The sequence below is a fragment of the Fischerella major NIES-592 genome, assembly GCF_001904645.1.
Classification (GTDB): Bacteria; Cyanobacteriota; Cyanobacteriia; order Cyanobacteriales; family Nostocaceae; genus Fischerella; species Fischerella thermalis.
Window position 1 is genome coordinate 598,888 of record NZ_MRCA01000001.1, and the last position, 15,742, is coordinate 614,629.

The following is a 15,742-nucleotide window of genomic DNA, read 5'->3' on the forward strand; positions in this document are numbered from 1 at the left end:
GCAGGATACCATCAAGGAAAGTTAAGAAACTATAAGTTAATTATTTATCTATACACATGCTCTTTCCTGTGCAAGATGCATCCTAACGGAACTTAAGTTCAATAGGAAACTAACGATCTTGGCAACGGATAGAAAATTTTCATCAATATTTCTTTCTTGTCTCCCGTTTTACCATCCTGAAATCCAAGTTATTTTTCAAGGCTGCTGTGATGAATACTCATATAGAAATTCCCGTTATAGGCAAAAAAGTGAAGCACCCCCAACGCTGGCTGATTGGGCTAATGGCAGCTGGGATTTTGGTTGTTGGCGGCACTACAACTTATACTTTGGTAAATCGGGGGGCAAGTAGAGAAGATATTGCAGCGCTCACTATTCCTGTAGAAGCAAAAGATGTCACATTACGGATTACTGCCAGTGGTAAGGTAGTACCAGCTCAAAGCGTGAATATTAGCCCGAAACAACCAGGAATTGTGGCAGAGCTAAGAGTTGAACAAGGCGATCGCGTCCAGAAAGGACAAGTTCTTGCTGTGATGGATAGTGCAGATGTCAATGCCCAAATTCTGCAATATCAAGCCAGTCTAGATCAAGCCAAAGCACAGTTAGCAGAAGCCCAAGCCGGGAGCCGCCCCCAAGAAATTGCCCAAGCCAGAGCGCGTTTAGCACAAGCCCAAGCACAACTAGATCAAGCCCGTGCTGGTAATCGTTCCCAGGAGATTCAAGAAGCCCAAGCTCAGGTAGATGATGCTAAAGCACAGGTAAACTTGACACAGGCACGAGTCAGGCGATATCGAGAATTGGCACGACAAGGAGCCATTTCTCAAGACCAATTAGATCAGTACGTGAGTGAAGACACAAGGGCAAAAGCCGTTCTTCAACAAGCTCAACGCCGATTATCACTACTAGAAAGCGGCTCTCGTTCCGAAGAAATCGCCCGCCAAGAAGCTGCTGTTGCGGAAGCCCAAGCAGCATTACGCTTGTTGGAAAATGGAACTCGTCCGGAAATCATCGCCCAACGCAAAGCAGCCGTAGGTGTTGCAGAAGCACAGTTAAAGGCGGCTCAGGTGAAGCTACAAGACACAATCATCCGCGCTCCTTTCGCAGGAATTGTGACTCAGAAATATGCTAACGACGGTGCCTATGTAGCACCGACTACTTCTGCTTCCTCGAGTGCCTCGGCTACTTCCAGTTCGATCGTTGCTCTAGCTAAGGGTTTAGAGGTGTTAGCACAAGTTCCTGAAGCCGATATTGGCAGAATTAAAAAAGGACAACAGGTAGAAATTGTTACCGATGCTTACCCAGACCAAGTATTTAAAGGTCGTGTCCGCCTGATTGCTCCCGAAGCCGTGAAGGAAGAAGGTGTGACATTGTTCCAAGTACGAGTAGCTATTACTACGGGACAAGAAGTGCTACGTTCTGGCTTAAATGTTGATTTGACGTTTTTAGGCGATCAATTAGATAATGCCCTCTTAGTACCGACTGTGGCAATTGTTACCGAAAAAGGCGAAACTGGAGTACTTGTCCCGGATGCTCAAAACAAACCTCTTTTCCGTCCAGTGACAGTGGGAGCGCAGGTAAAAGATCAGACTCAGATTGTGTCTGGTGTAAAAGAAGGCGATCGCGTATTTCTCAACCCACCCAAAGACTATAAACGCGAACAGCAAGCAAAAGAACAACAATGAACCTAGTAGAAAGTATCAAAATGGCAGGGAAAACCCTGCTGTCAAATAAATTACGTAGTACTCTCACCATGTTGGGTATTGTCATTGGCAATGCTTCCGTAATTGCCATGATTGGGATTGGTGAAGCTGGACAAAAGTATGTAAATAAGCAGTTAGAATCTTTGGGACCAAATGTGCTGTTTATCCTTCCTGGAAATCGCGAAACTCAGCGCATTTCTTTTGAAGTACCGAAAACTCTTGTCTTAGCTGATGCAGATGCGATCGCAACTCAAGTACCAACGGTAGCAGGAGTTGCTCCAGAGTTGAACAGAAGACAAGTGGTAACTTACCGCAACCGCAACACCAACGTCAACATTATTGGTACAACTCCCACTTTCCCAGAGGTAAGGGATTTTGACATGGCTCAAGGACGGTTTTTCACCGAAGTCGATATTAAGCGCAATAATCAAGTTACGGTACTGGGTGCGAAATTAGCAGAAAGACTTTTCAATGAAAGTAATCCTGTCGGCGCACAGATGCGAATCAAAGATTCCAGTTTTCAAGTCATTGGTGTGTTGGAAGCCAAAGGCTCAAGCCTAGGTGCAGATTATGACGAAGCAGCCTTGATACCAATCACCACATCTGCAAACCGATTAGTGGGACGAAATTCTCCCTATGGTATTGGTTTAGATTACATTGTTGTCTCGGCTCGTGATGCGAATAGTGTTGATGGTGCAGAGTTTCAAATTACAAATTTGCTGCGTCAGCGACACAAAATTACCGGCGAAGACGACTTTACGATCCGCACGCAAAAAGATGCAATGCAGACTATCGGCCAGATCACAGGTGCATTGACAATTATGCTAGCAGCGATCGCAGCTATTTCTTTAATTGTCGGTGGTATTGGCATTATGAATATCATGCTTGTCTCTGTCACCGAACGCACGCAAGAAATCGGACTGCGCAAAGCAATAGGTGCAACCCAGCAAGACATCCTATTACAGTTCATGATTGAAGCTGTGATTCTCTCCGCCGCAGGTGGTTTAATCGGAACTGCGATCGGTGTGAGTGGTATTTTGTTAGTGGGAGCGTTAACACCCTTAGATGCAGGAATTTCTGTAGTCGCAATCACTCTCTCAGTCGGCGTTTCCGGTGGTATTGGTTTATTCTTTGGCGTTGTTCCTGCGCGTCGTGCTGCGAAACTAGACCCCATTGTAGCTTTAAGAAGCGCTTAGTTTTGTGAAAGGTTCGTAGTCAGCGCTTCAGCTTTGAATTGAGCGAACTAAAACAGTGTTCATCTGTGTTCATCTGGTGGTACGGTTTACCATACCTTGGGTTGCTTGTTGAACGAACTAAAACAGTGTTCATCTGTGTTCATCTGTGTTTATCTGTGTTCGTTTGATCTAAAGCCTAAAGCCTGATTTTTTGCAAAAAGTCTATAGAAATAGGAAGTAGTCGAATGAGGAAATGAGTGGAGATAATAAAGAATAGGGGATAAATGACAAATGACAAATCACAAATCATCAATCATTCGGTTAGAAAATATCTTTAAAATATACGGCAGTGGTGAAACTGAAGTCAAAGCACTTAACAATGTGAATTTAGTAATCCACGAGGGCGAATATTGTGCAATTATGGGCCCATCTGGTTCTGGTAAATCCACAGCGATGAATATTATTGGCTGTTTAGATCGCCCCACATCAGGACATTATTATTTAGATAATCTCGATGTGGCACAAATGGATGATACTGAACTTGCCCACATTCGTAACAAAAAAATTGGCTTTGTCTTTCAGCAATTCCACCTTTTACCCCAACTAACAGCACTAGAAAATGTGATGTTACCAATGGTGTATGCTAGTGTGGACTCCGGGGAAAGACGCGATCGCGCCGTCGAAGCACTTAAACGCGTTGGCTTGGAAAAACGTATCAACAACAAACCAAATCAGCTTTCTGGAGGACAACAACAAAGAGTAGCGATCGCTCGTGCGATTGTCAATCGTCCGGTGTTGCTGCTAGCAGATGAACCCACAGGCGCGCTTGATTCACGTACCACCCAAGAAGTATTGGATATTTTTACCGAACTAAATACCACTGGGATTACAGTTGTCATGGTAACTCACGAACCAGATGTTGCCCGTCAAACTCAACGTATTGTCTGGTTTCGTGATGGACAAGTGGTACACTCGCACCTTACCCCGGCTGATTTGAATCGTATGGCGACGTTAACTGAAGTGTGAAGGGTTAGTTAATTGATAGTAGTTGATAGTTTCTCATTAACTAACGTGTCAATCCAAAATCCAAAATTGCATGACTTTTGACTTTTGATATTTAACTATTATTCACTACATCTAACAGTTCACTTGGATGGTCAATTAAATAATTTGGATTTTGTTTAGCTAAAACTTCTGGAGAATTAAACCCCCAACTGACTGCTACGACTTTGATATTAGCTTTTTTAGAAGCTTCAATATCTCTAGTTTCATCTCCCACATAAATTACTTCTTCTGGTTTCAGTTGTTTTTGTTTAAGCAGATTATTAATAATTGTTGTTTTACCAAAAATAGTTATGCCAGAATAAATAAATTCAAATAAATTATCTAATTCATTAATTCTCAAGAATTCCGTCACATTGTCTTTAGAGTTAGACGTGATAATTCCTAGACGATGACCTGCATTTTTCAAGTTTATTAAGGCTTCTTTCATGCCTGTAATTGGTTTTAGCTCTGGTATTTTACTTTTTAATTCTCCTTTGATTTTTTTGACTAAAAAAGGTATTTTAAATACAGAAATACCTGAATAATTAATAATTTCCCTAGAAGTTAAATTTCTCAACAAAGCTAGTTCTTCTGGAGTAATTTGCACATAACCAAACTCTTTAGCTAAACGGTTAGCAATACTTACAAGTGCGTCTACCGTATCAGCGATTGTGCCATCAAAATCAAAAATAACTACTTTCTGGGTCATTCTTGTGCCTGCTGGAATGCGTCTAGGTTAGCACGGGCATTCCGTCGTAACATTTCTGGCTTAATTCGCCGCAACGCCGATGCCGGAAATTGTTGATCCCAGTCCTGATCTGAGATTTGGGCTAATTCTATCAGTTTAGGGTCAATATTCCCAGGATATGGCTGAAATTCTTCCACATCAGTTGGATTGGCAAAACGCTGATTCCAAGGACAAACATCTTGGCAAATATCACAACCTGCAATCCAACCTTGTAAATTAGATGCAATTGTCTCTGGTAGCTTTTCCTGACGATTTTCAATCGTGTGATAAGCAATGCAACGATTGGCATCTACTACAAATGGACTAGTTATTGCATCTGTAGGACAAGCCTCTAGGCAGCGAGTACAATTACCACAATGTTGTGTATGGGGTTTGTCTGGAGTTAACTCCAAGTTGGTTAGCACTTGTCCCAAAAATACCCAAGAACCATATTCCCGGGTAATCACATTCCCATTTTTGGCAATCCAACCAATTCCGGCTTTTTGCGCCCAGACTTTATCTTGTACCGGACCTGTGTCTGCATAATAGCGTGCTTGAATGTTTTCACCTAATCCCTGCAACCAAAGCGAGAGTGCTTTTAATTTTTTGTGCATGACTTTGTGATAATCCCGCCCCCAAGCATAACGAGAGATTTTACCGTATTCCTTGCCTTCAGGGCGTTGGTGTGGCGTATAGTAGTTGAGGGCTACACAGATTAGCGATCGCACATCACTCATCACTAACCGAATATCCTGGCGCTTAGGAGAAGTCATCCATTCCATGTCGGCGTGATAACCAAGCTTGATCCATGCTTGCAACCGCTTTATCTCTGTATCGTCCCCATCTACAGCAGCTATTCCGACTTTGTGAAATCCTAACTCCAGAGCTTTTTGTTTAACTTCAGCACTGCTTGTTCCCGGCAATTGATTCATTTATCTTATCTGAAATTTGCCGTAACTACGGCGTTATCATTATACACTACCTAGTCAATACATACATTTGCCATTTCTTAGGCATGGTATTTGTAAATTTTATTTGCAATTTGTAAACAAATGATGCAAGATGTATATCGAGAGCAAAAATAATGCTTTTAGTAGTTCCCAGCGTACAAACTATCGACTTTGGTGCAATCATGACATTTACTACTGATTCAGCACAAAACCGCTTTTCTAACACTTTCAACTACAGCACCCAAGCAGTTGATGCAGTTGCATCCACTGTGGCTGTATTTACAAGCTTGAGTGTAGATGATCAGCTGGCAGTACTCTGGTATGCTTACACTGAAATGGGGCGTTCAATTACGCCAGCTGCTACAGGCGCTGCTCGTTTGCAATTAGCCGAAGGTCTGCTGAATCAAATTAAGCAGATGACTCATGAAGAGCAATTACAGGTAATGCGTGATCTGGCTGCCAAGAAAAATACCAAGTTCTGCCGTTCCTATGGTATCCTGAGCGCTAACACCAAGCTAGCTTTTTGGTACGAACTGTCTGAATTGATGGTTAAAGGTTTTGTTGTTCCCATGCCATCTAATTATCAATTGTCTCGTGATGGCGTGCAGGTATTGGAAACACTAAAAGAACTCGATTTTGGTCAACAAATCACCGTTCTCCGTAAAGTCGTAACTGACATGGGTGTTGACCCTCTCGCCGACTAAGCATTATGAAGGCAGGAGTCAGGAAAAAGCAAGTAAGATTTTTGCACGCTTTCTGATGTATACACTCCATTATAACCATTTAAGACGTTCTGGCATCCTGCTTAGGTTCTGTAAGTATCTTTCTCTATCTCCCCTTATTTCCAACTACCAAGTTGCTCTTTATATTCCCATCTGGGTAATATAAAGAGTCTTTTTTATACTCAGGAACTACAAAGTTGTTATTTTTGAAACGCAGAGGATCGCGGAGTTAGCGCAGAGGGACGCAGAGTATCGGTAAATTTAATCCACTACGAATTGATGGAGTGCTGTACTCGGTTATATTGAGCTATCACTTACTAACAACAAACAACTCACAACTAACCACTAACCAACATCAAAAATACATCTCCAGCAACAGGATTAATTTGATTGTTATTTGTAAGTTAATGGAAATATAATCTGGAGTTAATTTTATGGTTTTATCACAATCATCTAGAAATACTACACAAGAATTAACTATTGAGGGAATTACGGAACCAACTATCCTGTGTTACTTTCAATCGTTGAATGCAGGAGAGTTTGATGCTACTGCTAATTTATTTGCAAATGATGGTGTAATGCATCCACCTTTTGAATCTGGAATCGTAGGACCAGAGGCGATCGCTAGTTATTTAAAAAAAGAAGCTGTGGATATTAAAGTTTATCCCCGCGAAGGAATATCTGAGACTTTGGAAGAAGGTGTAATTCAATTTCAGGTGACAGGAAAAGTGCAAACTTCTTGGTGTGGAGTTAACGTTTTATGGCAGTTTGTCCTCAATCAGCAAGGAGAAATTCTTTACACCAAAATTAAATTGTTAGCTTCTCCTCAAGAATTGCTGAAAATGCGACGAGGTTAGTTAGTTGTTAGTTGCTAGTTGTTAGTTGTTCACCACTAACCACTAACTACCAACCACTAACAAATTACGCCTGATGTGAATTGAATATGGAGACGCAATATTCCTTGCGCCTGGTAAAAAACGTTTTTTTAGAAATCGACCACCGATACACACCGATAAACACAGATAACACAGATGGATCTTTCATGGGTGGTTGGGTGGTCATTGGTTTGTTGAGTATTTCCCATGATCTATTAGCGCCTTTGTTAATTCACATTAGACGTAAATTCTAATTTTTTATTGCTGCCATTTGTTCAAAAGAGCGCAGTAATAATCTTCGTCCTAACTCTATATCTTTGGGCGCACACTGCCAATCAGGATGTGCTGTCATGAGCAAACTGTCCAAAGTTTCTTGATCGAATAAATGCCAGACAGGGGCGCCATTGATTTCTGTTTCTATGGCATAACAATTAGAGCTAACACAGTGAATCTTACAAGTATCAGCAATTCTTGCCAAGGTCATTTGTTCTCCTGGTTGTAGCGAACGAAATTGCTGCATGACTTGTTTGAGTTCGCTTTTGGCAGACACAATCAGCCCAGGAAGCGCTACTGTTAAATTTTTGTCTCCATTTACCATAATCCAGTAGTGACGACTGGGGTCAATTCCTTCTAACCAAGGTAATTCATCATCAAGACGATAGCGTGGTGACAAACAAAACAAGGCTTCCATAGGTAAAACAGTGACTTTGTTGTGCAATATTTTGAGTGAGATTGATCACCGGACACGTGCAAAGTCGATTGTTGAACTTGCGATCGCACCCGTTATATCCATAATTAATGCCCTACCGAGTCAAGCACACCCCCAAAAAAACTTTCGGAGTTGCACTTGTGGAAAATGGACGGCAAGGTCATCTTAGCGATATTTTTATTTTTTGATAAATATCACCTATCAATCAAATAAATTTAGCAAAAGTTATTAAACTAATTAACACTTCTTAATATCAAGGCTGCTCAAAAATACACTTAGTATAAGCAAATTCTCTATAAGTAAACACTCTGCGCCTCTCTGCGCTCATCTTTGCGAGACTCTGCGTTTAAACTCGCTGATAATGTACTAATTAAGCAGAATCTGGCAAAGTCACTTCTAGTTTAAGACAGTTGTAACCATCAACCTGTAACTTGTACTCAACTTTATCCATGAGACGATTCATAATTAGCCAACCATAACCACCTTCTTGTTTATCCGTGGGGCTAGGAGGGAAATAGTTGGATAGGTCAAAGCCATCACCACGATCCCAAATTTCCAAGGCTATATCTCGGTCTTTAAATTCTAAACGGATTAAAACTGGTAAAGAGGGCTGATCTCTATGGGCATGACGCACGACGTTAGAATAAGCTTCTACCAAAGCAAGTCGTAGACGACTTGATTGTCGTGACCAATCAATCGATTCTTTGAACTGGATTTCCAAGCATCCCAACAACCAGTTTTCTACGATGCTTAAAAACTTCAGGTCGCTTGGTACATGAAGCTCACTTTTCATCATTTAAAAAACCTCCAGTGAGAGTATAGTCTGATCATCTTCTTGAATATTGTTGTCAGCCTGGATACGAGCTAACAAATGATTGAGGGATAGTGGTTGAGTTTCTTGTTGCAAAAGTTGCCAAAGACCATCAAGATGTAGCATGGAACGATGATTTGGCTTAAAACCATTCACTGAGTTTTCTGGAACACAGGTCTTTGTTGTCACCATCGCCTCAGTAATCCCGTCACTGGTAAACAGTAGGATGTCCTTGGGAGCAAGAAACAATTGCCCAAAATCTGCTTGCCATTTGGGTAAAATACCCAAAGGAATACTACGTATTTTTAGGTACTGGGGATTGTCTATATCAGTTTCACGAGACCACAGCAGAGGATATATATGGCCTGCATTGGCATAAACAAGTTCTCTGGTGCTGGGAGTATATCGGGCTAAGATGAGAGTGATAAAGCAATTGCTACTAATTAAGTCATCACCCAAAGCTTTATTCAGATTTTGAATTATCATGTTGGGCATGGCTGGTGTTTCCTGAGATAATTCCCGGCGTAACACCGAAATTGCACTAGCCATAAACAATGCAGCAGGGACGCCTTTACCAGAAACATCACCCACTGCTAACCATAAATCTCCTTTGGGATGGACAAACACTTCAAAAAAATCTCCGCCGACTTCACGGGCGGGGTAACAACAAGCTTGTACCTTTACACCTTTGATATCAGGTAAGCTTTGACCTAGCAAGTTGTTTTGAATTTGGCGAGCGATCTCTAATTCCGCCCGAATCTGTTGTTGTTTTTCCTGAAGACGTTGATAGAGTTTTGCCTGAGAAAGGGCTAAAGCTGCTTGTTCCGCAACACCTGTAATTAGCTGGATATCCTCGTCTTGCCAAGGTTGATCTCGTCCTGTTTCATGGAGGGCAAGAACAGCAAGGAGATGTTGCTGATAAATCAGTGGCACCGCCAATTGGTAACAAGGATTATCATTTTTATTATATAAACTATGCTGATAATGCTGAGTTTCTAGAACTTGTTCAATCAAAAAACTGGCATCGAAAAATTCACAGGAATAGGTAATTTGAGGATCTAAGTAGGAGAATTCATCTGCTGTCAAACAATTCCTTTCTACTGGTCTAAGCAAGCAATAACTAGTTTTAAAAGACTGACCTATTGTGGCAACAATTTTCTCCAACATGCTGGAGTAGTCTAAAGACTCACGTATTGCAGTGGTAACAGCATTAAATAATGATTCTCGTCGTAGGGCGCGACGTAACTCTTGAGTACGCTTTTTGACTAGCTGATAGGTGTCTGCTGCTTGCTCAACAATTTCTTTGAGTCGATCTGGTTTCCAAGGTTTAGTAATGTATTTAAAGACCTGACCAGAGTTAATGGCATCAACTAAATCTTCAATATCAGTAAAACCAGTCAGCAATATGCGGATTGTATCAGGAAAGCGCTCTACTGTCAAACTCAAAAATTCCGTGCCATTCATCTCTGGCATTCTTTGGTCAGAGATAATCACAGCCATTTCGCCTTCTTTGTCCAAAATTTCAAGTGCTTTCATAGCGTGATTTGCTTTGTACACTTGAAAGTCTCGCCGAAAAGTGCGGTAGAGTAGTTCTAGGTTATCTGGCTCATCGTCTACAACCATCAATTTAAGTTTTTCTACATCTGTCTCAGTCATATTTGACTTCACTATTCCAGATATTTCAATGGCGGAATGGCGTAATCACATCTGTGACACCTAATCGTCATTAGAACATTAAGAAAGACCGTATTCAGGGTAATCAACTCATTTTTAACACATATTTATGGGAAAAAAGTAGTAATTATACTGATTAGCGAATAGGGAAATCAAATTATTTTCCGAGCAGTTTGTCTAGCCTATCCAACTAATCCAGAACGCAAAGCCCTAACCGCTGCTTGGGTACGGTCGTCAGCACATAGTTTGTTTAAAATGTTACGAACATGTGTTTTGACAGTACCAACCGTAATGTATAACCTTTCTGCGATTACAGCATTACTACAACCTTCTACAATCAGTTGCAGTACTTCTAATTCTCTTTCTGTGAGTATGTAGGGGTCAATTATATCTTCTTCAGTACCATTGTTTTCTAAACTTGGCACTGAAACTTTATTCTCTGTTGTCCCCTCCAATTTCAATGGATTTTGTTGTGCTTGTTGTAATACAATACGGGCGATCGCTGGATCAATCCAAGCATTGCCATTGTAAGTAACACGTACAGCTTCTGGTAAGTTATCGAATTTGATATCCTTCATACAATAGGAGTCAGCCCCAGCTGCAAAGGCTGCTAAAACGGCTTCTTTGTTATCACGCAGAGTCAAAATTAATACTTTTACTCCCGAATCTTCCCCATTGTTAAATGCTTTGACCTCTCGTGTGAGTTCAATACCATCTTTATCTGGTAAACCAATATCTATAATTGCAATATCTGGTTGTATAGTTTTTAACAATTTTATCCCATCAGCAGCGTTAGCAGCTTCTCCCACCACTTCTATTTCTTCTTTTTGCTGTAGTGCTATTTTGATACCTACACGGGTGAGGTCATGATCTTCTATCAATACCACACGAATTTTATTCATAGTCAATTCTGCCTGTTGCACTCTTAACTGTGTATGATTGAGTTTACTAAAAAGTTTTAGAAGATGGAGTGTGAACTACTTGCAAATTGAGAATAGCCAATAGCGAATCCTGAATTAGTTTGAGTTTAGTTGCTTGATGCTGCACTAAAAATAAACGACTTAAATCATGAGTTTGCACAATACTTTGATGTTAAGGGGTGAAGATAAAGCCCTCTCTATTTTTACTTTTATGCCTAATGCTTTCTACCCTCATCTTGTGTTTGGCAATTTAAGAATACTGTAGTATAAATTACTTTGTATTTATTAATACAGGATAAATTTAGACCTAAAGTATCTTGAGCAGAGTTGCCATCTGCTTTTAGGAGGAATGTAGCGAAAATTATCTAATCAAAATTTGTGATCTAAAATACGCATTTTTCAGGAATTCTCTATTTGCAAAAATTTGTTAGACTATCGTTCGATGGACATTGGTGTGAGGCTACTCAAAAATAGGCTATGTTTAAACCGCCTAAAGTATTTTCGGTGTTGGGGCTACCAGTTCATATCATGACTGATTATCCAAACTGGTTGCTGGAAAGCCTGAAGCAAGGCATGGGAGCGCATGTAATTACGCTTAATGCCGAAATGACCATGCAGGCAGAACAAAACAAATCTCTAGCTGAGGTAATAAAAACTGCCGAGCTAGTTATTCCAGATGGAGCGGGAGTAGTTCTGTATTTGCGGTGGCTGCGGCGGCAAAAAGTGCAGCGAATTCCAGGAATCGAGCTAGCAGAGACACTGTTGCGAGAACTTGGAGAAAAACAAACGGATGCAAAAGTATTTTTCTATGGTGGTGCTAGTGGAGTTGCTGCCAAAGCCGCAGATTACTGGCACAGGCAAATTCCGAGTTTGGCAATAGCAGGTACACATTCGGGTTTCCATTCCCCAGCAGAAGAAGAACAATTACGACAAACTCTTGCTCAAGTCCAACCACAAGTTATTTTTGTTGGTTTAGGTGTGCCACGTCAAGAGTTATGGATTGCCCAAAACCGCCATTTGTGTCCCCAAGCAATTTGGATCGGCGTTGGTGGTAGCTTTGATATTTGGTCTGGGACAAAAACTCGCGCTCCTGCTTGGTTGGGGAACAACCATTTAGAGTGGCTGTATCGGCTATACAAAGAACCTTGGCGTTGGCGACGCATGTTGGCTTTACCTAAATTTGCCCTGAAATCCTTGATTTATGGTTTGACCGTCAAAGAAGCTATAAGTCAGTAATGGACTAACACTACTACTTCCCTCAATATACAAGGTTGGGTCTGGTAAACTTGACCCAACCTACAAAATTCATACTACTACGAATCTTTTTGTAACCGACCAAAACATTATTTTGATTAAATTTTTTGTGCGCCTGGCTGACCGTTTTCAACTACAAACGAAGCTAGGGTGCTGATGGAGGCGTTTTCATCAGTAATTGTCGAGACAACACGGTAATCACTTTGCCAGCGATCGCGCGTCAGGTTACAACGAACATAACCCCGGTAAGCACCATCAAAAAATTTAGTGTGGGGATTGTCACTCAAAGCAGCTTTGACTGGAGCAATAAATTCAGTTGGAAAATCTGATGAAATTGAAGTTCCCACAAACTCAGTACCGACTGTAGCTGAATCTGGGTTTTGGAAATCTACTTTCAGGTCATTTACCCAACTAGAGTGGATATCTCCGGTAATCACCACTGGGTTAGAAGGTTGGCGTTGAGCTAAAAAATTCAAAATCCGATTCCGTGCAGCTACGTAACCATCCCACTGATCCACGTTGAACAGTCCTGTTTCTGGGCGAGGATCAAAATCGTATTCCGCAAACATAGTCTGCTGTGCAATCACATTCCAGCGTGCTGATGACTTATCTAGACCTTTGAACAACCACTGCTCTTGTTTTTGGCCTGTCATCGTGGCTTCTTCAGCCAAAGCTTGGGAGCAACGGGGCTTGAGTCCATCATCACAAGGTTGATCAGTACGATATTGACGGGTATCCAACACGTTAAACTCAGCTAAATCACCAAAAGTAAACCGTCGATATAGCTGCATATCAGGCCCTTTAGGCAACGAAAAGCGGCGCAGGGGCATATGTTCGTAGTAAGCTTGGTAAGCGTAAGCCCGCCGAGTCACAAACTCTTCCTGACTTTGATTCTCTTCTGGTATCAAACCAGCGTAGTTATTTTCTACCTCATGATCGTCCCAGGTAACAATCCAAGGAAACTTGCTATGAACTGCTTGCAGATTTGGGTCAGTTTTGTATTGAGCGTGACGGTTACGATAGTCTTCTAGGGTAAAGATTTCAGAACCAATATGCTGGCGTAGCTTGTCAGGTTGGGCTTCGTACTCGTAAATGTAGTCACCCAAATGCACTACTAAATCGAGTTCCTCTTCCGCCATGTGCTTGTAGGCTGTGTAATAGCCGTTTTGCCAATCTTGGCAAGAGGCAAAAGCAAAGTTGAGTTGTGGAATAGAGGAATTCCGGGCTGGGGCTGTGCGAGTCCGACCAATCGGGCTAACTTCCTTACCCACTCGGAACTGATACCAATACCAACGCTCAGGTTCTAGTCCGCGCACATCAACGTGTACTGAGTGGGCTAGTTCAGGAGTTGCTAAGGTTTGACCACTTCTGACTATCTTGGTCATGTTTTTGTCAACGGCAACCGACCACCGCACTATAATGTTTTCTGGTGGCATTCCCCCACCATTAAGTGGGTCGATCGCTAGACGCGTCCATAACACCACACTATTGGGTAATGGATCACCAGAGGCTACACCAAGACTGAATGGATAGCTAGAAAACCTGGGCTGTGCCAATACTGGACGCCATTGACTAATTACTGCTAAGCCTGTGAAAAATCCTGCACCCAGTAAAAAATTCCGCCGTCTGCACCGGATTGGTAGCAAGCGATCGCCATCCATCAGTTTCATAGTGCCCCACTTGGTAATATTAATTAATTCGTTTCTAAGTAATTTGACCATGCAAAACGAACATACCAATCCATAACCAAATGGGGATTAAGGTAATGTTAAAGTTGATCTATAAATTAATAATTCACCGTAATTTTACTAGTAGTGGGAAAAATTTATCATGAATTGCTTACTAAGTGGTGGCAGTTGCTCCAATCTTTTCCAGTAGAACAAACTGCTGCTGAGGACGTCTTTTGGCAACTAGTTGCAGCTTATTCGACTCCTGGTCGCTATTATCACACCCTAGAACACATTTACCATGTACTCTCTGCTATAGAGACATTACAAAACCAGGCTCAAGATTTACCTGCTATTCAATTTGCTGCCTGGTTTCATGATGTTGTATATGATACTCAGGCACAAGATAATGAACAACAGAGCGCTAGCTATGCTGTTGAAATTTTAAGTTCGCTGCAAATTCCTCACAGTATTATTGCTAGAGTCGCAAGTCTAATTTTAGGCACAAAGCATCATCAAGTTGAACCAGATGATTTTGATGCTCAGGTGTTCTTGGATGCAGATTTAGAAATTCTAGGTAGCAATCCCCAACGCTACCATCAATATGCACGTTTGATTCGTCAAGAATATTTGTGGGTGCCAGATGTAGAGTATGCTACAGGGAGAAAGCAAGTTTTGTACCAGTTTTTACACAGAGATCGCATTTACTTAACAAATGTGATGTTTCATAAATTTGAATCATCCGCTCGCCAAAACCTGCAAGCAGAAATTATGAGGCTCGAACAGATTTCTCCAGCAAATCAATCATAGTATCAATAATGCGATCGCCTTTCATTGGTATGATATTTTCACCATGCAGCACTTCCTGCGTAATATGGAAATGCACTAAAGATCCAAGTAAAATTCTCGCCATTGCCTCTGGATCTCTTATTTTCAGTTCTGGATGAGACGCTAAATATTTATTGAGAGCCACCAGGGTTGGTTTGATCATGGAATTGACACAAATTTGAGCTAACTCTGGAAAGCGACCAGATTCCCCAATTAACACGCGCATAAATGCAGAATGTTCTTGGTCAGTACTCATCTGTTCTAAAGCTCTAGTTCCTACCTGGCGCAAAACTTCCAGTGGCTCGCCTTCCAAAGGTTCGCTACCAAATATCAACTGAAACTTCTTGCGTGCTAGTCGCTCGATTAATGCTTTAAATAGCCCCTCTTTATCTGCAAAGTGGCTGTAAACAGTAGCTTTAGAAACACCTGCTGCTGCTGCTACCCTATCCATACTTGTACCAGCAAAGCCATGGGCCAGAAACTCCTGCATTGCTCCTTGCAGAATTTGTTCTACTTTCTCAGGTGAAGTCTCACGCTCCATTTCATTTGTTTTTGCACGTATCATTTTTGCTGATTCCTGCTATGTACCAGAAGTATTGGGGTAGGGGTAAAGGGTAAGCGTAAAGGAAAATTTCATTCCTGTTACGTGCATCCTGACTTCTGTAAGAGACACTATGAACAGAGTTCAC

17 protein-coding genes are annotated in these 15,742 nt (G+C 41.5%); 8 read left to right on the top strand and 9 right to left on the bottom strand.

The window, feature by feature from the left end; genetic code table 11:
- Nucleotides 1–209: 209 nt before the first annotated feature.
- The 3 genes from NIES592_RS02640 to NIES592_RS02650 all read left to right on the top strand — a co-directional run bounded on the left by NIES592_RS02640 (nucleotide 210) and on the right by NIES592_RS02650 (nucleotide 3,898).
- Complete coding sequence (locus tag NIES592_RS02640; RefSeq protein ID WP_062248908.1) at nucleotides 210–1,679, top strand: efflux RND transporter periplasmic adaptor subunit; 1,470 nt, start codon at nucleotides 210–212, stop codon at nucleotides 1,677–1,679.
- Nucleotides 1,676–2,893, top strand: coding sequence for an ABC transporter permease (locus NIES592_RS02645; protein WP_062248906.1), 1,218 nt, complete (start codon nucleotides 1,676–1,678; stop codon nucleotides 2,891–2,893). The genes NIES592_RS02640 and NIES592_RS02645 overlap by 4 nt, the downstream gene beginning before the upstream one ends.
- A 270-nt stretch (nucleotides 2,894–3,163) precedes the next feature.
- On the top strand, nucleotides 3,164–3,898 hold the full coding sequence (locus NIES592_RS02650) for an ABC transporter ATP-binding protein (RefSeq protein WP_016871215.1): 735 nt from the start codon (nucleotides 3,164–3,166) through the stop codon (nucleotides 3,896–3,898).
- Between the two features lie 91 nt (nucleotides 3,899–3,989).
- Here the strand turns inward: NIES592_RS02650 and NIES592_RS02655 are convergent, their stop codons facing one another.
- Both NIES592_RS02655 and queG read right to left on the bottom strand, forming a co-directional pair.
- Nucleotides 3,990–4,625 (bottom strand): HAD-IA family hydrolase, encoded by a 636-nt coding sequence (locus NIES592_RS02655; protein ID WP_073554832.1) that lies wholly within the window; start codon nucleotides 4,623–4,625, stop codon nucleotides 3,990–3,992.
- Nucleotides 4,622–5,575: a tRNA epoxyqueuosine(34) reductase QueG gene (gene queG / locus NIES592_RS02660; RefSeq protein WP_073554833.1), complete on the bottom strand. Its 954-nt coding sequence runs from the start codon at nucleotides 5,573–5,575 to the stop codon at nucleotides 4,622–4,624. Before queG ends, NIES592_RS02655 begins: the two co-directional genes overlap by 4 nt.
- Nucleotides 5,576–5,775: 200 nt before the next feature.
- Between queG and NIES592_RS02665 the strand changes: the two genes are divergently transcribed.
- The 3 genes from NIES592_RS02665 to NIES592_RS02675 all read left to right on the top strand — a co-directional run bounded on the left by NIES592_RS02665 (nucleotide 5,776) and on the right by NIES592_RS02675 (nucleotide 7,444).
- Nucleotides 5,776–6,297, top strand: coding sequence for an orange carotenoid protein N-terminal domain-containing protein (locus tag NIES592_RS02665; RefSeq protein WP_073554967.1), 522 nt, complete (start codon nucleotides 5,776–5,778; stop codon nucleotides 6,295–6,297).
- Between the two features lie 452 nt (nucleotides 6,298–6,749).
- Nucleotides 6,750–7,172: a ketosteroid isomerase family protein gene (locus NIES592_RS02670; RefSeq protein ID WP_073554834.1), complete on the top strand. Its 423-nt coding sequence runs from the start codon at nucleotides 6,750–6,752 to the stop codon at nucleotides 7,170–7,172.
- An 86-nt stretch (nucleotides 7,173–7,258) separates the two neighbouring features.
- Nucleotides 7,259–7,444, top strand: coding sequence for a hypothetical protein (locus tag NIES592_RS02675; protein WP_073554835.1), 186 nt, complete (start codon nucleotides 7,259–7,261; stop codon nucleotides 7,442–7,444).
- On the opposite strand, the gene NIES592_RS02680 is transcribed toward NIES592_RS02675, so the two are convergent.
- From NIES592_RS02680 to NIES592_RS25695, 5 genes are all read right to left on the bottom strand, one after another.
- A complete protein-coding gene (locus NIES592_RS02680) occupies nucleotides 7,441–7,881 on the bottom strand; it encodes a hypothetical protein (RefSeq protein WP_009458461.1) in 441 nt (146 codons plus the stop codon). The genes NIES592_RS02675 and NIES592_RS02680 overlap by 4 nt on opposite strands.
- Nucleotides 7,882–8,269: 388 nt before the next feature.
- Nucleotides 8,270–8,692, bottom strand: a complete 423-nt coding sequence (locus NIES592_RS02685) for an ATP-binding protein (protein ID WP_062250762.1) — start codon at nucleotides 8,690–8,692, stop codon at nucleotides 8,270–8,272.
- 3 nt (nucleotides 8,693–8,695) lie between these two features.
- Nucleotides 8,696–10,366, bottom strand: coding sequence for a SpoIIE family protein phosphatase (locus NIES592_RS02690; protein ID WP_073554836.1), 1,671 nt, complete (start codon nucleotides 10,364–10,366; stop codon nucleotides 8,696–8,698).
- A gap of 200 nt (nucleotides 10,367–10,566) precedes the next feature.
- Nucleotides 10,567–11,286, bottom strand: coding sequence for a response regulator transcription factor (locus NIES592_RS02695; protein ID WP_009458464.1), 720 nt, complete (start codon nucleotides 11,284–11,286; stop codon nucleotides 10,567–10,569).
- Nucleotides 11,287–11,332: 46 nt separating this feature from the next.
- Complete coding sequence (locus NIES592_RS25695) at nucleotides 11,333–11,464, bottom strand: hypothetical protein (protein WP_016871217.1); 132 nt, start codon at nucleotides 11,462–11,464, stop codon at nucleotides 11,333–11,335.
- Nucleotides 11,465–11,781: 317 nt separating this feature from the next.
- Here NIES592_RS25695 and NIES592_RS02700 point away from each other — a divergent pair, with 317 nt between their 5' ends.
- Entirely contained in the window at nucleotides 11,782–12,540 is a 759-nt protein-coding gene (locus tag NIES592_RS02700; protein WP_062248891.1) for a WecB/TagA/CpsF family glycosyltransferase, read from the top strand.
- Nucleotides 12,541–12,656: 116 nt separating this feature from the next.
- Here the strand turns inward: NIES592_RS02700 and NIES592_RS02705 are convergent, their stop codons facing one another.
- Nucleotides 12,657–14,228 (bottom strand): alkaline phosphatase D family protein, encoded by a 1,572-nt coding sequence (locus NIES592_RS02705; RefSeq protein ID WP_073554968.1) that lies wholly within the window; start codon nucleotides 14,226–14,228, stop codon nucleotides 12,657–12,659.
- Between the two features lie 144 nt (nucleotides 14,229–14,372).
- Here NIES592_RS02705 and NIES592_RS02710 point away from each other — a divergent pair, with 144 nt between their 5' ends.
- The gene (locus NIES592_RS02710; protein ID WP_073554837.1) at nucleotides 14,373–15,035 is read left to right on the top strand and encodes an HD domain-containing protein; all 663 of its coding nucleotides are present in this window, start codon (nucleotides 14,373–14,375) and stop codon (nucleotides 15,033–15,035) included.
- Here NIES592_RS02710 and NIES592_RS02715 read toward each other — a convergent pair.
- Nucleotides 14,995–15,618 (bottom strand): TetR/AcrR family transcriptional regulator, encoded by a 624-nt coding sequence (locus NIES592_RS02715; protein WP_062248885.1) that lies wholly within the window; start codon nucleotides 15,616–15,618, stop codon nucleotides 14,995–14,997. The two genes, NIES592_RS02710 and NIES592_RS02715, sit on opposite strands and share 41 nt — an antisense overlap.
- Nucleotides 15,619–15,742 lie beyond the last annotated feature (124 nt).